11 protein-coding genes are annotated in these 15,330 nt (G+C 67.5%); 4 read left to right on the forward strand and 7 right to left on the reverse strand.

Going from position 1 to position 15,330, the window contains the following annotated elements; genetic code table 11:
• Nucleotides 1–6: 6 nt before the first annotated feature.
• Both VUG52_RS12140 and VUG52_RS12145 read left to right on the forward strand, forming a co-directional pair.
• Nucleotides 7–1,425: a Y-family DNA polymerase gene (locus tag VUG52_RS12140; protein ID WP_050705620.1), complete on the forward strand. Its 1,419-nt coding sequence runs from the start codon at nucleotides 7–9 to the stop codon at nucleotides 1,423–1,425.
• Nucleotides 1,422–4,496 carry an error-prone DNA polymerase gene (locus VUG52_RS12145; protein ID WP_262951274.1) on the forward strand — a complete coding sequence of 1,025 codons (3,075 nt, stop codon included), beginning with the start codon at nucleotides 1,422–1,424 and terminating at the stop codon, nucleotides 4,494–4,496. Before VUG52_RS12140 ends, VUG52_RS12145 begins: the two co-directional genes overlap by 4 nt.
• A 17-nt stretch (nucleotides 4,497–4,513) precedes the next feature.
• On the opposite strand, the gene VUG52_RS12150 is transcribed toward VUG52_RS12145, so the two are convergent.
• Both VUG52_RS12150 and VUG52_RS12155 read right to left on the reverse strand, forming a co-directional pair.
• Nucleotides 4,514–5,800 carry a sensor histidine kinase gene (locus tag VUG52_RS12150; protein ID WP_050705622.1) on the reverse strand — a complete coding sequence of 429 codons (1,287 nt, stop codon included), beginning with the start codon at nucleotides 5,798–5,800 and terminating at the stop codon, nucleotides 4,514–4,516.
• Nucleotides 5,797–6,537: a response regulator gene (locus VUG52_RS12155; protein WP_050705623.1), complete on the reverse strand. Its 741-nt coding sequence runs from the start codon at nucleotides 6,535–6,537 to the stop codon at nucleotides 5,797–5,799. The genes VUG52_RS12150 and VUG52_RS12155 overlap by 4 nt, the downstream gene beginning before the upstream one ends.
• A gap of 219 nt (nucleotides 6,538–6,756) precedes the next feature.
• Here VUG52_RS12155 and VUG52_RS12160 point away from each other — a divergent pair, with 219 nt between their 5' ends.
• Both VUG52_RS12160 and VUG52_RS12165 read left to right on the forward strand, forming a co-directional pair.
• Nucleotides 6,757–7,032: a DUF2790 domain-containing protein gene (locus tag VUG52_RS12160; protein WP_050705624.1), complete on the forward strand. Its 276-nt coding sequence runs from the start codon at nucleotides 6,757–6,759 to the stop codon at nucleotides 7,030–7,032.
• Nucleotides 7,022–7,567, forward strand: coding sequence for a thioredoxin family protein (locus VUG52_RS12165; protein WP_186714448.1), 546 nt, complete (start codon nucleotides 7,022–7,024; stop codon nucleotides 7,565–7,567). The genes VUG52_RS12160 and VUG52_RS12165 overlap by 11 nt, the downstream gene beginning before the upstream one ends.
• Nucleotides 7,568–7,691: 124 nt before the next feature.
• Here VUG52_RS12165 and VUG52_RS12170 read toward each other — a convergent pair whose 3' ends face one another.
• From VUG52_RS12170 to xthA, 5 genes are all read right to left on the reverse strand, one after another.
• Complete coding sequence (locus tag VUG52_RS12170) at nucleotides 7,692–8,699, reverse strand: GlxA family transcriptional regulator (protein ID WP_331833023.1); 1,008 nt, start codon at nucleotides 8,697–8,699, stop codon at nucleotides 7,692–7,694.
• 130 nt (nucleotides 8,700–8,829) lie between these two features.
• Nucleotides 8,830–11,274 (reverse strand): TonB-dependent siderophore receptor, encoded by a 2,445-nt coding sequence (locus VUG52_RS12175; RefSeq protein ID WP_050705626.1) that lies wholly within the window; start codon nucleotides 11,272–11,274, stop codon nucleotides 8,830–8,832.
• Nucleotides 11,275–11,504: 230 nt separating this feature from the next.
• Nucleotides 11,505–13,169 (reverse strand): cyclic peptide export ABC transporter, encoded by a 1,665-nt coding sequence (locus VUG52_RS12180; RefSeq protein WP_050705627.1) that lies wholly within the window; start codon nucleotides 13,167–13,169, stop codon nucleotides 11,505–11,507.
• Nucleotides 13,170–13,299: 130 nt separating this feature from the next.
• Nucleotides 13,300–14,178, reverse strand: coding sequence for a formylglycine-generating enzyme family protein (locus tag VUG52_RS12185; protein WP_331833024.1), 879 nt, complete (start codon nucleotides 14,176–14,178; stop codon nucleotides 13,300–13,302).
• 185 nt (nucleotides 14,179–14,363) lie between these two features.
• Nucleotides 14,364–15,176 carry an exodeoxyribonuclease III gene (gene xthA, locus VUG52_RS12190; protein ID WP_050705629.1) on the reverse strand — a complete coding sequence of 271 codons (813 nt, stop codon included), beginning with the start codon at nucleotides 15,174–15,176 and terminating at the stop codon, nucleotides 14,364–14,366.
• Nucleotides 15,177–15,330: the final 154 nt, after the last annotated feature.

The raw sequence follows: 15,330 nt of genomic DNA on the forward strand, positions 1-15,330 counted from the left end.
TGCGCCATGCTCTGGGCCTGCATTTTGTTGCCACAGCTGGCGCTGGACACCGTCCTGCGCGAACGCGACGACCCCGAGGCACCGCTGGTGCTGCTGGGCGGACCGCTCCAGCGCCGCGTGCTGCGGGCGGTCAACCCGTCGGCCGCTGAGCTGGGCCTGCGCGCCGGGCAGACGCTGACCGCCGCCCGCGCCCTGGCCGACGGATTCACTTGCGTCGAGGTCGAGCCGGCGCGCATCGAGCAGTTGCAGCAGTTGCTGGCAGCCTGGGCCTACCGCTTCAGCGCCCAGGTCAGCCTGCATTATCCCCGTGCGTTGCTGTTGGAGGTGGGCTCGAGCCTGCAATTGTTCGGCCCCTGGCCGTTGTTCGAGGCACGCTTGCGTCAGGAACTGGCAGCGCTGGGGCTGCGCCAGCGCATCGTCGTGGCCAGCAATCCGGTGGCGGCGAGGATGCTCGCCAATGGCCATGACGGCCTGGCGCTGACCTGCCCGCAGGCCACCCGCGCCGCCTTGCTCGAGATGCCCGTCGAGCGTGTCGGCCTACCTGTCGAGGCGGCCGAAGCCTTCGCCCGCATGGGCCTGCACCGGCTCGGGCAGGTGCTGGCATTGCCGCGCGATGCCTTGGCCAGGCGTTTCAGTGCCCAGGTGCAGTTGCACCTGGACCAGCTGCTCGGCCTGCGCAACCTGGGGCTGGACTTCTACCAGCCGCCCGATCGTTTCGAGGCGCGGCTGGAGCTGAATTTCGATGTCGAGTCACACCAGGCGCTGCTGTTCCCCTTGCGTCGCCTCATCGGCGACCTGGCGGCCTTCCTCGCCGGGCGCGACTGCGGCGTGCAGCGTTTCGAGCTGCACCTGGAGCACGCCGAAGGCGCGGACACCGTCCTCAAGGTCGGCCTGCTGGCCGCCGAGCGCGACGCCTCGCTGCTGTTCGAGCTGGCCCGTGGTCGCCTGGAGCCGCTGCGTATTCCGGCGCCGGTACGCAACCTGCGCCTGCTGGCCGCCGACCTGCCGCCATTCGTGCCGCAACGCCAGGCGCTGTTCGACCCGCGTGCACAGCAGGCCCAGCCCTGGGAGCAGCTGCGCGAACGGCTGCGGGCGCGGCTCGGTGACGAGGCGGTCAGGGGCCTGCGCGCCGAAGCCGACCATCGCCCCGAGTGCGCCTGGCAAGGCGTGGAGCAGGGCGCCCAGGGCCAACGGGTGATGGCCCCTGGTCGTCGTCCCGGTTGGCTGCTGCCCACACCCCAGCTCTTGAGCGAGACCGGCCTGCAACTGCTGGGGCAGGCCGAGCGCATCGAGTCCGGCTGGTGGGACGGTGGCGACGTGCGCCGTGACTACTACCGTATCGAGACCCGCGACGGCCTGCGCGGTTGGGCCTTCCGTGACCTGGCGGCTCCGGGGCCGCTTTGGCTGCAAGGCTGGTTCGCATGAGCAGCCTGGAGTATGCAGAGCTGCACTGCCTGTCGAACTTCAGTTTCCAGCGCGGCGCCTCCAGTGCCGACGAACTGTTCCGCCGTGCCCGCGAGCAGGGCTACCAGGCCCTGGCGATCACCGACGAATGCACGCTGGCGGGGATTGTCCGGGCCTGGCAGGCAGCGAAGCAGTATCAGCTGAAGCTGATCGTCGGCAGCGAGGTGCGGGTGCACCAGGGGCCGAAGCTGGTCCTGCTGGTGGAGGACCTTGTCGGCTACCAGAACCTCTGCGCGCTGATCACCCGCGCCCGTCGGCGTTCGGAGAAGGGCAGCTACCAGTTGCTCGCCGAGGACCTCGAGGCCCACCACCAGGGCCTGCTGGCGCTGTGGGTGGCCGAGCCCGACGATGGCGCCGCGGCCTGGTTGCGGCCGCTGTTCGGCGAGCGCCTGTGGCTGGCGGTGCACCTGCACCGCGGGGCCGACGACACGCAGCGCCTGGCGCAGCTGCGCGCCCTTGGGGCACGACTGGATATCCCGCTGGTGGCCTGCGGCGATGTGCACATGCATGTGCGCGGGCGGCGGGCGCTGCAGGACTGCATGACGGCCATCCGCGAACATTGCGCAGTCGCCGAGGCGGGGCGCTTCCTGTTCGCCAACGGCGAGCGCCACCTGCGCTCGCTCGACCAGCTGCGCGAGCTGTACCCCGCCGACTTGCTCGCGCAGACCACCCAGGTTGCCGGGCGCTGCACCTTCGACCTGTCGCAGCTGAAGTACCAGTACCCGCGGGAGCTGGTGCCCGAAGGGCAGACCCCGGCCAGCTGGTTGCGCGAACTGTGCCGGCGCGGCCTGCCCGAGCGCTGGCCCCACGGGCCGAGCGACAAGGTGCGCACGGTGCTGGAGCGGGAGCTGGCACTGATCGAGGAGCTGGGCTACGAGAGTTACTTCCTGACCGTCCACGACATCGTCGCCTTCGCCCGCCGCCAGCGCATCCTCTGCCAGGGGCGCGGTTCGGCGGCCAACTCGGTGGTGTGTTTCGTCCTCGGCATCACCGAGCTCGACCCCATGGAGCATCGCCTGCTGTTCGAGCGCTTCCTCTCCCGCGAGCGCAACGAGCCGCCGGACATCGACGTGGACTTCGAGCATGACCGCCGTGAAGAGGTGATCCAGTACGTGTTCCGTCGCTATGGCCGACACCGCGCGGCACTCACCGCCGTGGTCAGCAGCTATCACGCCGCTGGTGCGGTACGCGACGTGGCCCGGGTGCTCGGCCTGCCGACCGACCAGGTGGACGCCCTGGCCAAGTGCTGCGGGCGCTGGAGCGATCGCATCCCCGATGCCGGGCGCCTGGCCGAGGCCGGTTTCGACGCGCACAGCCCCTCGCTGCGGCGCATCCTGGTGCTGGCGGGGGAGCTGATCGGCTTTCCCCGGCACCTGTCGCAGCATCCTGGCGGCTTCGTCATCTGCGAGCAGCCGCTGGACCGGCTGGTGCCGGTGGAGAACGCGGCGATGGCCGAGCGCACGGTGATCCAGTGGGACAAGGACGACCTGGACATGGTCGGCCTGCTCAAGGTCGATGTGCTGGCGCTGGGCATGCTCAGCGCCCTGCGCCGCTGTTTCGACCTGATCGCCCGGCACCGGGGACGCGAGTACACGCTGGCGACCCTGCCCAAGGAGGACCCGGCCACCTACGCCATGATCGGCCGCGCCGAGACCATGGGCGTGTTCCAGATCGAGTCGCGGGCACAGATGGCCATGCTGCCCCGGCTCAAGCCGGTGAAGTTCTACGACCTGGTGATCGAGGTGGCCATCGTCCGTCCCGGGCCGATCCAGGGCGACATGGTCCACCCGTACCTGCGCCGCAGGCTCGAGCAGGAGCCGGTCACCTATCCTTCGGAAAAGCTCAAGGCGGTCTTCGAACGCACCCTGGGCGTGCCGCTGTTCCAGGAGCAGGTGATGGAGCTGGCCATGGTCGCCGCCGACTACAGCCCGGGCGAGGCCGACCAGTTGCGCCGCAGCATGGCCGCCTGGAAGCGCCATGGCGGCCTGGAGCCGCACCGCGAGCGGTTGATCGCGGGCATGCTGCGCAATGGCTACGACCTGGCCTTCGCCGAGCGCATCTTCGAGCAGATCAAGGGTTTCGGCAGCTACGGCTTTCCGGAATCCCACGCCGCCAGTTTCGCCCTGCTGTGCTACGCCAGCAGTTGGCTCAAGTGCCATGAGCCGGCGATCTTCACCTGCGCGCTGGTCAACAGTTGGCCGATGGGCTTCTACAGCCCCGACCAGCTACTGCAGGAGGCCCGCCGCCAAGGGATCGAAGTGCGCCCGGTGGATGTGTTCCATAGCGACTGGGACTGCACCCTGGAAGCCGTGGGTGAGGGCGCGCTGGCCATCCGCCTGGGGCTGCGTCAGATTCGTGGCTTCGGGGAAGACGATGCCCGCCGCCTGGCGCAGGCGCGGGCACAGCGTCCGTGGCGCGACGTCGAGGACCTGTGCCTGCGTGCCGGGCTCGACGCTCGGGCCCGTGCGCGCCTGGCGGATGCCGGGGCCTTGCGCGGGCTGGCCGGTGACCGCCACCAGGCGCGCTGGCAGGTGGCGGCGGTGCAGGCGCAGTTGCCGCTGTTTGCCGAGGTCGACTCCGTGCCCGAGCAGGCGGTGATGTTGCCGCTGCCGAGTGTCGCCGAGGACCTGGCCGCCGACTACGACACCCTGGGCACCACCCTCGGGCCGCATCCCTTGACCCTGCTGCGTTCTCGCTTGCGGACACTGGGTTGTCGCAGCTCGACGGAACTGGCGGGGGTCGAGCATGGCGACACGATCGCCGTGGCCGGCATCGTGGTCGGTCGGCAGCGCCCGCAGACCGCCAGCGGCGTGACCTTCGTCACCCTCGAGGATGAGCACGGGATGGTCAACGTGGTGGTCTGGCGCGAGCTGGCCGAGCGCCAGCGGCGGGCACTCGTGGGCTCGAAATTGCTCAAGGTGAGCGGGCGCCTGGAGCAGGAGAGCGGGGTTCGGCACCTGATCGCCCGACGACTGGAGGACATCAGCCCCTTGTTGCAGGGGCTGGATGTACGCAGTCGTGATTTTCACTAACAGGCAATGCAAGGACCTCAGCGCAGTTCGACTTGCGCGCACAGTCCCCCTTCGGCACGGTTGCGCAGGGTCAGGCTGCCGCCCATGGCCTGGGTCAATTGCTGGGCGATCGCCAGCCCCAGGCCGGTACCGCCGGTGCTGCGGTTGCGCGAACCCTCGACCCGGTAGAACGGCTTGAGCACGTCGTCGAGTTCCGCCTCGGGGATGCCCGGGCCATCGTCGAGCACGCGGATCAGTGTCACGCCGTTCTCGCAGCCCACCTCCAGCTGCGCGGCGCCGGAGAACTTGAGGGCATTGTCCACCAGGTTCACCAGCACCCGGCGCAAGGCATGGGGACGGGTTTGCAGGGTCGCCTGGGCGCTGCCGCAGCGGTCCACCCGGGCGCCGCTGTCCTGGTAGTCGAATACCAGGGAGTCGAGGAAGGCGTCGAGGTTGACCCGGCACGGCGCCTCGGTGCCGCTGTCCATGCTGCGGGCATAGGCCACGCCTTCGCGCACCAGGTGCTCCATGGCGTCCAGGTCGTGCGCCAGCTTGTCCTTCTCCTGGCCGTCGTCCATCTGCTCGACCCGCAGCTTCATGCGCGTGATCGGCGTCTGCAGGTCGTGGGAGATGGCGGCGAGCAGCTGCATGCGCTCCTTGAGGTAGGCGGCGATGCGTGCCTGCAGCGCATTGAAGGCCACGGCGGCGTAGCGCACCTCGCGCGGGCCGCTCTCGTCGAGCTGCGGGCCGGGGCTGTTCGGGTCGAGGTTGTCCACCGCCTGGACCAGGCGGGTCAGCGGGCCGATGGCCAGGCGCACGGCCAGCCAGGTGCAGGCCAGCAGCACCGCCAGCTGGATCAGCAACACCACCGGCAGCCAGGTGGCCACCGGCACCGGGGCAGGGGTGACGTCGATGGTCAGCGGCGCGCCGTCGGCCAGGCGCAGGTGAGCCTGGAAGTGCGCGTTGGGGCCGGGGATTTCCTGGAAGGTCAGGGCGTAGCGGTCACCGATGGCCTTGACGATGGACTCGGCGGCCATGGGCGGGTCGGCGCTGGGCATGGCTTCGCCGGGCAGGCCGCCGTCCAGCCGGTAGCGGTAGGTGCGCCGCTCCAGGCGTGACAGCCAGGCCGGGCGCTCGGCGGCGGGCAGGCGGTCGAGGATGGCCACCGAGGTCGAGACATCCAGCTCCAGGTTGCTGAGCATCATCGAGCGGCTGCTGACGTAGCGCTCGTAGGCCTGCAGGCTGAACGACAGGCCGTAGGCCAGCACCAGCCCGGTGAAGAAGATCAGGGCCAGGCGCGAGGCCAGGGTGCGGGGCCATTTCATGCCGGCGACTCCAGCAATTGCACCGGTAGCGAGAACACGTAGCCTTCGCTGCGCACGGTCTTGATGCAGGTCGGCTCGCGGGCGTCGTCGCCCAGGCGCTGGCGCAGGCGGCTGACCAGCAGGTCGATGGAGCGGTCGAAGATGTCCGCCTCGCGGCCCTGGGTGAGGTTGAGCAGTTGCTCGCGACTGAGCACCCGCTGCGGATGGTCGAGGAACACCCGCAGCAGGCGGTACTCGGCGCCCGACAGCGCCACCAGGGTGCCTTCGTTGTCGAGCAGGTGGCGGGCGGTGGTGTCCAGCCGCCATGGGCCGAAGGCGATCAGCCGGCTGCTCTCGCTGATGGTCAGGTTCGGTGGCAGCATGCGCGTGCGGCGCAGCACGGCGTTGATCCGCGCCAGCAGCTCGCGGGCGGAGAACGGCTTGGTCAGGTAGTCGTCGGCGCCCATCTCCAGGCCGATGATGCGGTCGGTCTCGTCGTTGCGCGCGGTGAGCATCAGCACCGGCGTGTTGCGGTGCTTGCCGGCGCGCAGTTCGCGGCACAGCAGCAGGCCGTCGTCGCCGGGCATCATGATGTCGAGGACGATCAGGTCGACGGCGTTGTTTTCCAGGAAGGCGCGCATCTGCCGGCCATCGGCGACGATGCTGGTGCGCAGCCCGTTCTTCTTCAGGTAGTTGCCGACCAGTTCGCGGATCTCGCGGTCGTCGTCGACGATCAGGATGTGATCGGCGTGTTCCATCGGGGTGTCCTTGTACGTGGGGAATGGGCGCAGTGTACCGAGTGGATCCGGGCTTGCCTGCCCGGGTTTGTATTGCAGTGTATCTGCTGGCGACATAGATACAGGAAGAAGCACGGCGGCCCCTGGCCGGACACATGCGCGATACCTGGCAGGCGTGAAATGGCTCTCGACCGGGGAGGGAAGCCTCGCCACACAAGACCTCGCATCAGGAGACACGCCATGACTATCAAGACCCTCGCCAGCGCCGCCCTGTTCGCCGTCCTCGGCCTTGGCTCCCTGGCTGCCCAGGCCAGCAGCAGCTCGCTCAATGACGCCAGCGTGATGCAATACCGCTACGGCGACCGGCTGGATGTGAAGAAGGTGCTATCTGTGAAGGATGCGCCAGGCACCACCTGCGGGCCAGTGAAGACCCGCATGGACTACCTCGACTCCCAGGGTAAGCCGCAGAGTGTCGAGTACCGCTCCTACGCCACCAGTGGCTGCCATGACAACTGAGGCGCGCGGCAAGCGCCGCCTGCTCAAGGCCGGCGGCGTGGCCCTGGCCCTGCTCGGGCTGGGCCTGGCCGGCCACCTGCTGGCCAGGGACAGCTACGGCCCCATGCCGTCGCTGGCGGGGGCCGAGCAGTGGCTCAACTCGCCGCCGCTGGATGGCACCGCGCTCAAGGGCAAGGTGGTGCTGGTGGACTTCTGGACCTACGACTGCATCAACTGTCGGCGCAGCCTGCCCCATGTCAACGACTGGGCGCGGCGCTACGGCGAGCAGGGGCTGGTGGTGGTCGGGGTGCATACACCGGAGTATGACTACGAGCACGACCTGGGCAATGTCCGGGCCCAGGTGCAGCAACTGGGCATCGCCTACCCGGTGGCGGTGGACAATGGCTACCGGATCTGGAACGCCTGGGGCAACCAGTTCTGGCCGGCGCATTACTTTGTCGATCGCAAGGGGCAGGTGCGTCATGTGCACTTTGGCGAGGGGGATTATGCGGGGCAGGAGCGGGTGATTCAGGCGTTGCTGAATGAGCCGGGTTGATTCGTTGTCCGCTCTGGCCCTATCGCGGGGCAAGCCCGCTCCCACGCAGGCGGCCAGATGGCGGTCGTGGGAGCGGCGGTGCGCCGATGCGACTTGCCCCGCGATAGGGCCGGCCCAGGCAACATCATTCCCCGAGCCGCTGCTCCCGTGACGGCGGATAGCCGAAATACGCCGCATAGCACTTGCTGAAGTGCGAAACCGAGACGAACCCGCAGGCCACCGCCACCTCCATCACCGACAGGTCCGAATACTGCAGCAATCGTCGGCTCTTGGTGATGCGCAGCTCCATGTAGTAGCGCCGGGGCGAGGTGCCCAGCTGGGCCTGGAACAGGCGGTCGATCTGCCGCCGCGAACGCCCGGAGTAGGTGGCCAGCTGGTCGAGGCTCAGGGTCTCCTCGAGGTTGTTCTCCATCAGCTCGACGATGGTGCGCAGGTGCAGGCTCATGGACTTCTTAGCCCCCGGCCCGACCTGGCGATAGCGCGCCCCGGAGAACGACAGGATCTCCTCGACGCCTTCGGCCAAAGCATCGCCGTACAGCCGCCGGACCAGCCCGAGCATCAGCTCCATGGCGCCGTTGGGACTGGCGGCGCTCAGGCGGTCGCGGTCGAGGGTGAAGCTGGCCGGGGTGATGCGCGTCTGCGGGCTGATCTCGGCCAGGCTGGCGCGCTGCTCGGGGTGCACGCTGCAACCATAGTCGTCGAGCACCCCGGCGCGGCCGAGGAACCAGGCGCCGTTCCACAGCCCGCCGAGGGTCATGCCGTGGCTGGCGCAATCGCCCAGCAGGCGGTCGAGGTCGGGGTATTTCAAGGGTGTGCGCAGGCCGCCGCAGATCACCAGCAGGTCGAGGTCCTGCAGGCTGCGCGGCGCCAGCGGGCTGGCCACCAGTTCCAGGCCCAGGTCGCTGAGCACGCGGTCACCCACCAGGGACAGCGGGGTGGAGGTGAAGCTGTCGGTGCGCAGCAGGTTGGCGGTGACCAGCACGTCCATCGCCACGGTAAAGCTGGCCATGGAGAAATGCTCGAGCAGGACGAAGTCGACGCGGTAGGGGCGCTGGTTGCCGGCATCGCCGGACTTGAGCCGCAGCATGTTGCTGGTGCTGGTCTTCTTGCTGAACTGGCGTGGCGTGGGCACTGCGGACTCCGCTTCCTGGCTGGCGCGCACGAGTGTGCGGCGGGACGCGGGGAAAGACAACAGGGGCGCTCGCTGGTGCTCAAAGCAAAGCGCCCCCTCGAGAGGGGGCGCCGGTCATGCAACGCGGGGCTTAGAAGTCGCCGCGCAGGGTGAACATGTAGCTGCGCGGGGTACCGTAGGTGGTGCCGCGGGTCCAGTAGCCCATGGAGTCGAAGTACTTGCGGTCGAACAGGTTCTCGACGTCCACGCCGACGGTCCAGTGCTCGTCGAGCTTGTAGGCGGCGCGGGCGTCGAAGATCGCACGGCCGCTGTTGTAGGCCTCGTTGTAGGCATCGACGTAGGAGTTCTGCGCCGAGACGCCACCACCGACGCTCAGGCGGTTCCATTCACCCGGGAAGGTGTAGTTGGTGTTCACGCGCACCATGTGTTTCGGGGTCTGTGCCGAGATCGGGCCGCCCTCGGACGAGCTGGTGGTGTTGTAGGTATAGCCAGCCGCGACCTGCAGGCCCGGCAGCAGTTCGCCGGTGGCCTCGGCTTCGAAGCCCTTGCTGCGGTTGATGCCGTCGCCGTTGGTCCAGCAGCGGCCGGCCGGGTCGGTCGGGCACTTGCCGCGGTTGGCCGTATCCTGCAGGGCTACGTCTTCCTGCTCGATGTAGAAGACGGCGAAGGACACGTTCAGGCGCTTGTCGAACAGCTCACCCTTGATACCGGTCTCGTAGTTCGAACCGACGGATGGGTCGAGCACGCTGCCGCTGACGGTGCGGTAGTTGGACTGCGGCAGGAAGATGTCGGCGTAGCTGGCGTACCAGGACCACTGGTCGTTCAGGTCGTAGATCGCACCGACGAAGGGTGTGAATTCCTCATCCTGACGACTGGTGGTCACCTTCGGGCCGTTCCAGGCTTCGTTCTTGTACCAGCTCAGGCGGCCACCGAGAACGAAACTCAGGTCTTCGGTCGCGTGCAGGCGGGCGCTCAGGTAAGTGCCGTAGCGGGTGTCGATGGTGTCGTCCATGGACTTCCAGCCGTTACGCTGCAGCTCGGGGATATTGCTGTGGTCGGGATCAAACACATTGAGCGGGATAGGGCTCGGTAGCGCGATGGTGTTGTCCTTGTCGTTCATCTTGCGCTTGGACCAGTTGGCGCCGAGGGTCAACTGGTGGGTCAGGCCGAAGGCCTCGAAGGTGCCGTCCAGGTGGCCGTCGACGGCATTGGAGGTCACATCGAACTTGTGATAGCTGACGGTGTTGACCGTCGGACCGCCGGGGGCGTTGTACTCCAGGGTTTCCCGCGCGCCCCACTCGATGGCGCTACGGTTGTAGCCACCCTCGGAATGGGACAGCGCCAGCTTGGCGGTCCAGTTGTCGTTGAAGCGGTGGGTGAGGTCGGCAAACACCTCGTCCATGTCGGTCTGCAGCTTGGTCCAGTCCTGGCCCAGGTAGGTCGAGCGTTTCAGGTGCGGGTTGCTGCCATCGGGGTTGTTGGGGATGCCCAGCACGCTGTAGCCGTCGATGCGCGAAGTCTGGCGGCGCAGGCCCAGGGCGACGGTGGTGGCATCGTTCAGGTCGGCCTCGACGATCCCGTACAGCAGTGGCCGCTTGGACTTGGTGACGTCGGTGAAGTAGCCGCGGTCCTCATAGGAGGCGACCATGCGCCCGCGCAGGGTGCCCTGGGGGTTGAGGCGGCCGCTGGCATCCAGGTCCAGGCGGTAGTTGTCCCAGGAGCCGGCGCGGGTGATCACGGTGAAGCGCGGGTCGGCGGTCGGGCGCTTGCGCACCAGGTTCACCGCGCCGCCCGGGTTGCCGGCGCCGACCAGCAGGCCGGAAGCACCACGCAGCACTTCGACGCGGTCGAAGATCGCCATGTCCGGGGTCATCCAGCCGGTGTAGGCGTAGGCCTGCCCGGGCACGCCGTCGACCATGTAGCTTTCGTCGGTGAGGTCGAAACCACGGGAGCTGAAGTGGTGGTTGCCGTAGCCGCGGTTGGCGCGGGTGATACCGGTGGTCTGGGCCATCACCTGGTCCAGCGAGACCAGGTTCTTGTCGTCCATCAGCTTGCGGGTGACCACGGTCACCGACTGCGGGGTTTCACGCAGCGATTGCGCGGTCTTGCCGATGGTCACCGCACCGGTGGTGTAGGAGTTGCTGCCCTCGGTGGTGGCGCCGAGCACCTGGCCGTTGATGGTGGTGGCGTCCAGGGTCATGGCCGAGCCGGACTCCGCCGCGCCGCTGATGATCAGGGTGTTGTCCTGCACGCTGTAGCGAATCCCGCTGTTCCTGAGCAGCTCCCCAGCTGCCTGGGTTGGCGAGAAGCGGCCCTTGACCGGGCTGCTGCGCAGGCCCTGGACGGTTTCCGGACTGAACAGCACCTGCAGGTTGCCCTGGCGACCCAGCTCTTGCAGGGCGCTGGCCAGCGACTGGGCCGGGATGTCGAAGTCCTGCTCCTGGGCCTGCACCTGGGCGGCCAGCGGCAGGGACAGGGCGAGGCCGAGGGTGGCCATGGCCGGCGAGGAGCGCAGCATCCGGCGCAGCATCAGCGCTTTGCTCAAAGGGGTCAGGGTGTTGGCTGGTATTGGCATTTTTATGCTCTGGCTCAAGGTACGCAAAGTAAATGAAAATTATTCCGTTGCGAGTAGGACGCATGCGAATGCCAAAACCGGAAAAATAATTATTGCGGTTGGTAGAGGCGTGACCTGCGACTTCCCTGTAGGCAGGGTTGATTCAGCGTGCGGCAATAGGGGAACGAGCGGTGCGGCGGGGAATTTAAGTGGCGCGGGCGGTGACAGGGCCACCGCCCGTGGAGGAGGGGTCAGGCGGGCAGGGCCGGCTCCTGGTTGCGTTCGACCAGGATCTTGCCGCTGTGCATGCGCACCAGCTGGTCGGCCACCGGGAAGTAGCGGTCGTCGTGGGAGATGACGATGATGGTCTTGCCCTGCTGCTTCAGCTCCGGCAGCAGCTCGGTGTAGAACACCCGGCGGAAGGCCGGGTCCTGGTCGGCGGCCCACTCGTCGAACACCAGCACCGGACGCTGGTCGAGCCAGGCGTTGATCAGCGCCAGGCGCTTGCGCTGGCCGGTGGACAGGTCGGTGGTGGTGAAGCTGCCGTCGCGGATCCCGACCTTGTGGGCGATGTCCAGGCGCTCGAGGTACTTGGCGGCCTCCGGCGGCAGCTCGGCGAGGCCCGGCAGCGGTTCGTCGAACAGGTAGTAGTCGGCGAAGATGGTGGTGAACAGCTGGCGGTAGTCGTCCAGGCGCTGCGGTGTGACCGCTTCGCCGTTGAGGCGCACCTCGCCCTGTTGCGGGGTGTACAGGCCCAGCAGCAGCTTGATCAGGGTGGTCTTGCCGCAGCCGTTCTCGCCGACGATGAAAACGATATCGCCCTGGCGGATGGTCAGGTCCACCGGGCCCAGGTGGAACGGCTGGCTGCCTTCGACCTGGGGATAGTCATAGCGCAGCTGGCGCAGTTCGATGGAGCTGACCTCGGTCACCTGTGGTGCGCGGTCGCTGACCAGCAGGTGTGGCTCGGGCGATGAGAAACGCTGGGACAGCTCGGCGATACGGCGCAGGGCGATCTGTGCCCGGCTGATGCTCGGCAGGTTGGTGATCAGCTGTTCCAGTGGCCCCTTCATGTACAGCATCACCAGCACAAAACCACCCAGCACGGTCTTGTCGGTGCTCGGCCACAGGGCCTGGAAGGCGATGGCGATGCCGATCACCGCGAAGAACAGCATCGAGCCGAAGGTCTCGGCGCTGACGAAGATGTTCGCCGCGCGGATGTTGGCCTTGCAGATGCGTTCGGTGGCGCCGTGGATCAGCTGGTCGTGCATATGCTGGCGGCGCTGGCGCTGGATGCGCAGCTCCTTGGCGCCGCCGGAAAGGGCCTGGTAGTGCTTCTGCAGTTCGTCTTCGTTGTTGCGCGCGGTGAGGATGTTCTTCATGCCGTGGCGGTGGGCGAGGAACTGCGCGCCGGTGCCGATCACCACGGTCAGCACGGTGACCAGCAGGATCTGCCAGGACAGCAGCGCCAGGTATGACAGGCAGCCGAGGGTGACGGTGAAGGCGATGACCATCGGCGCCACCGACAGGGCGAAGGCGCTGATGGTGCTGACGTCGTTGAGCAGTACCGGGATCAGGCGGTGGGCGCGGTAGCGCTCCAGTTGCGCGATCGGCGCCACCAGCACCTTGGCAGCCAGCTCGCGGCGCAGGCGCGCCACCACCTTCTGCCCGACGTAGTTGGTCAGCAGGTTCGAGCCGGTGGAGCAGGCCAGGGTCAGCAGGCACAGGCCGCCGAACAGCAGGGCGGTGCGGGTGTCCGGCCCGCCCACGGCGTTCATCGCGCTGTTGATGGTGGCCAGCAGGGCGGTGACGCTCAGGCCGCTGACCACGCCGAGGGCCGCCGAAAGCGCGACCAGCATCCAGAACGGCTTGAGTATCCGCAGGGTTTCCTGGGCGAGGCTGGGGGTCTTGGACGTCATGGAGTCATCTCGTGAGTATTCGTTGGCGCAGGGCGGCGGACCAGGCCCTGATCTTGGTAGACGAGAGGGTTTTGCGCGGATTTAGTGGCGAGGCGGATCCGGCGCCAGGGGCGCCGGAGGCAGGTAGGACTTAGAGCTCGCGGGCGATGCGGAAGCCGATCCAGTCGCCGCGCAGGGTGGAGCTGCGCTCATTGCGGTTGCCCGAACGGGAGAAGATCGGCGCCTCGGTGTAGTCGTTGCCACGAATCACCCGGCGATCCTCGCATTCGCTGCTGTTGGTCTGCGGGCTGCCGTCGGTGGGGGCGGTGGCGTAGCTGTCGACGTAGCAGTCGCGGGTCCACTCGTAGACGTTGCCGTGGCCGTCGTAGACGCCGAAGGCGTTGGGCGGGAAGCTGCCGACGGGCGAAGTGAAGGAGAAACCGTCCGTGGGGCCGTAGGTGTTGGCGTGCTTGGAGATCTGGTACTTCTGCTCGTCGTTGTCATCGAGCGGGAAGGGGAACGGCCCGGTGCTGCCGCCGCGCACGGCGTATTCGCGCTGGGATTCGCTGAGCACCTTGTAGACCTTGCCGGTCTTCTTCGACAGCCAGGCGGCGTAGGCCTCGGCCTCGTGGAAGTTCAGACACACGGCGGGTTGCCGGTCACCCTGCTGGTAGCGCGGCACGCCCGCGATGCATTCGCGGCCCGGGCGGGTGTCGCCGTTGGGGACCTTGTAGCCGCTGGCCTTGAGGTAGGCTTTCCATTCCCCGTTGGTGATCTGGTACTGGCTGACGGCAAAGGCTTTCTTGAAGGTCACCTGGTGCAGCGGGCCTTCGTCGTCCTGGCGGCCTTTTTCGTCATTCGGGGTACCCATCATGAAGCTGCCGGCGGGCAGCACCACCATTTCCGGGCAGGTCTTGGCGCAGTCGCGGAACACCGTGCCGGGTTTGTGCGCGGGCGCCGCGGCCAGGGCCGGCAGGCTGCAGGCGACCAGCAGGGCGGCCAGGGTGAGGCGGTTCAGGGGTGCGGTCATGGGGAAGCCTTGTTCAGGGTTGCTGGGCAGACAGCGGGAGTTCGTGCTGATGGACGAAATGAACGCGGCGATGTTTAAGGGGGATTTGTGTAAGTGTTTGACGAGAGAGGTGTGGCGCCTATGAGATCGAGCGGCGCTCGATCTCATAGGCGCTGCAAGGCTATCGTCCAGCGCCTGATAGCAGCTCAACCCAACTCAAGCCAGATCGGCGCATGGTCCGAAGGCTTTTCCATCCCGCGCAGTTCATAGTCGACCCCGGCGGCCTTGACCCGTGGCAGCAAGCCCTGGGAGGCCATGATCAGGTCGATGCGCAGGCCGCGCTTGGGCTCGTCCTCGAAGCCGCGGCTGCGGTAGTCGAACCAGCTGAAGCGGTCTGCCACTTCCGGGTACAGGTGACGGAAGCTGTCGACCAGGCCCCAGCCCTTGAGCCGCTCCATCCATTCGCGCTCCTCGGGCAGGAAGCTGCACTTGCCGGTCTTCAGCCAGCGCTTGGCGTTGTCCGCGCCGATGCCGATGTCGCAGTCCTGGGGCGAGATGTTCAGGTCACCCATCACCACCAGCGGCTGGCTGTTCTGGAACTGGCTTTCCAGCAGCGCCTGCAGGTCGCTGTAGAAGCGCTGCTTGGCCGGGAACTTGGTGGGGTGGTCGCGGCTCTCGCCCTGGGGGAAGTAACCGTTCATGACGGTGATCGGCGTGCCGTCGGCATCGGCGAAGGTGCCCCAGATGAAACGGCGCTGGGCGTCCTCTTCATCGCTGGCAAAGCCTTTGAACAACGACAGCGGCGCCTGGCGCGAGAGCAGGGCGACGCCGTAGTGGCCCTTCTGGCCGTGGTAGTGCACGTGGTAGCCGAGCGCCTCGACGTCGGCCAACGGGAACTGATCGTCGCTGACCTTGGTTTCCTGCAGGCCGATCACGTCCGGCTGGTGTTTGTCGATCAGCGCCGCCAGCTGGTGCGGACGGGCGCGCAGGCCATTGATGTTGAACGAGACGATCTTCATGGAAAGACGATCCTGGTAAAAGCCACGGATGCTAGCCGACATCGCCGGCCACGGCCAGCATGGCGCCGCGCGGCGGGCACTGCTAACGTGCTGGAGGAGGTGAACCCAGCGCCGGAATCTGGCTCCAAGGCACTGTACGCCCATTCCAGGAGGA

Origin of the sequence: Pseudomonas sp. LH21, assembly GCF_036549575.1 — a bacterium.
Classification (GTDB): Bacteria; Pseudomonadota; Gammaproteobacteria; order Pseudomonadales; family Pseudomonadaceae; genus Aquipseudomonas; species Aquipseudomonas peradeniyensis.

Excerpts from the sequence above, each read along its gene's own strand:
- VUG52_RS12140 (WP_050705620.1), top strand. The coding sequence starts at position 7 with ATGCTCTGGGCCTGCATTTTGTTGCCACAGCTGGCGCTGGACACCGTC.
- VUG52_RS12145 (WP_262951274.1), top strand. The coding sequence starts at position 1,422 with ATGAGCAGCCTGGAGTATGCAGAGCTGCACTGCCTGTCGAACTTCAGT.
- VUG52_RS12150 (WP_050705622.1), bottom strand. The coding sequence starts at position 5,800 with ATGAAATGGCCCCGCACCCTGGCCTCGCGCCTGGCCCTGATCTTCTTC.
- VUG52_RS12155 (WP_050705623.1), bottom strand. The coding sequence starts at position 6,537 with ATGGAACACGCCGATCACATCCTGATCGTCGACGACGACCGCGAGATC.
- VUG52_RS12160 (WP_050705624.1), top strand. The coding sequence starts at position 6,757 with ATGACTATCAAGACCCTCGCCAGCGCCGCCCTGTTCGCCGTCCTCGGC.
- VUG52_RS12165 (WP_186714448.1), top strand. The coding sequence starts at position 7,022 with ATGACAACTGAGGCGCGCGGCAAGCGCCGCCTGCTCAAGGCCGGCGGC.
- VUG52_RS12175 (WP_050705626.1), bottom strand. The coding sequence starts at position 11,274 with ATGCCAATACCAGCCAACACCCTGACCCCTTTGAGCAAAGCGCTGATG.
- VUG52_RS12180 (WP_050705627.1), bottom strand. The coding sequence starts at position 13,169 with ATGACGTCCAAGACCCCCAGCCTCGCCCAGGAAACCCTGCGGATACTC.
- VUG52_RS12185 (WP_331833024.1), bottom strand. The coding sequence starts at position 14,178 with ATGACCGCACCCCTGAACCGCCTCACCCTGGCCGCCCTGCTGGTCGCC.
- xthA (WP_050705629.1), bottom strand. The coding sequence starts at position 15,176 with ATGAAGATCGTCTCGTTCAACATCAATGGCCTGCGCGCCCGTCCGCAC.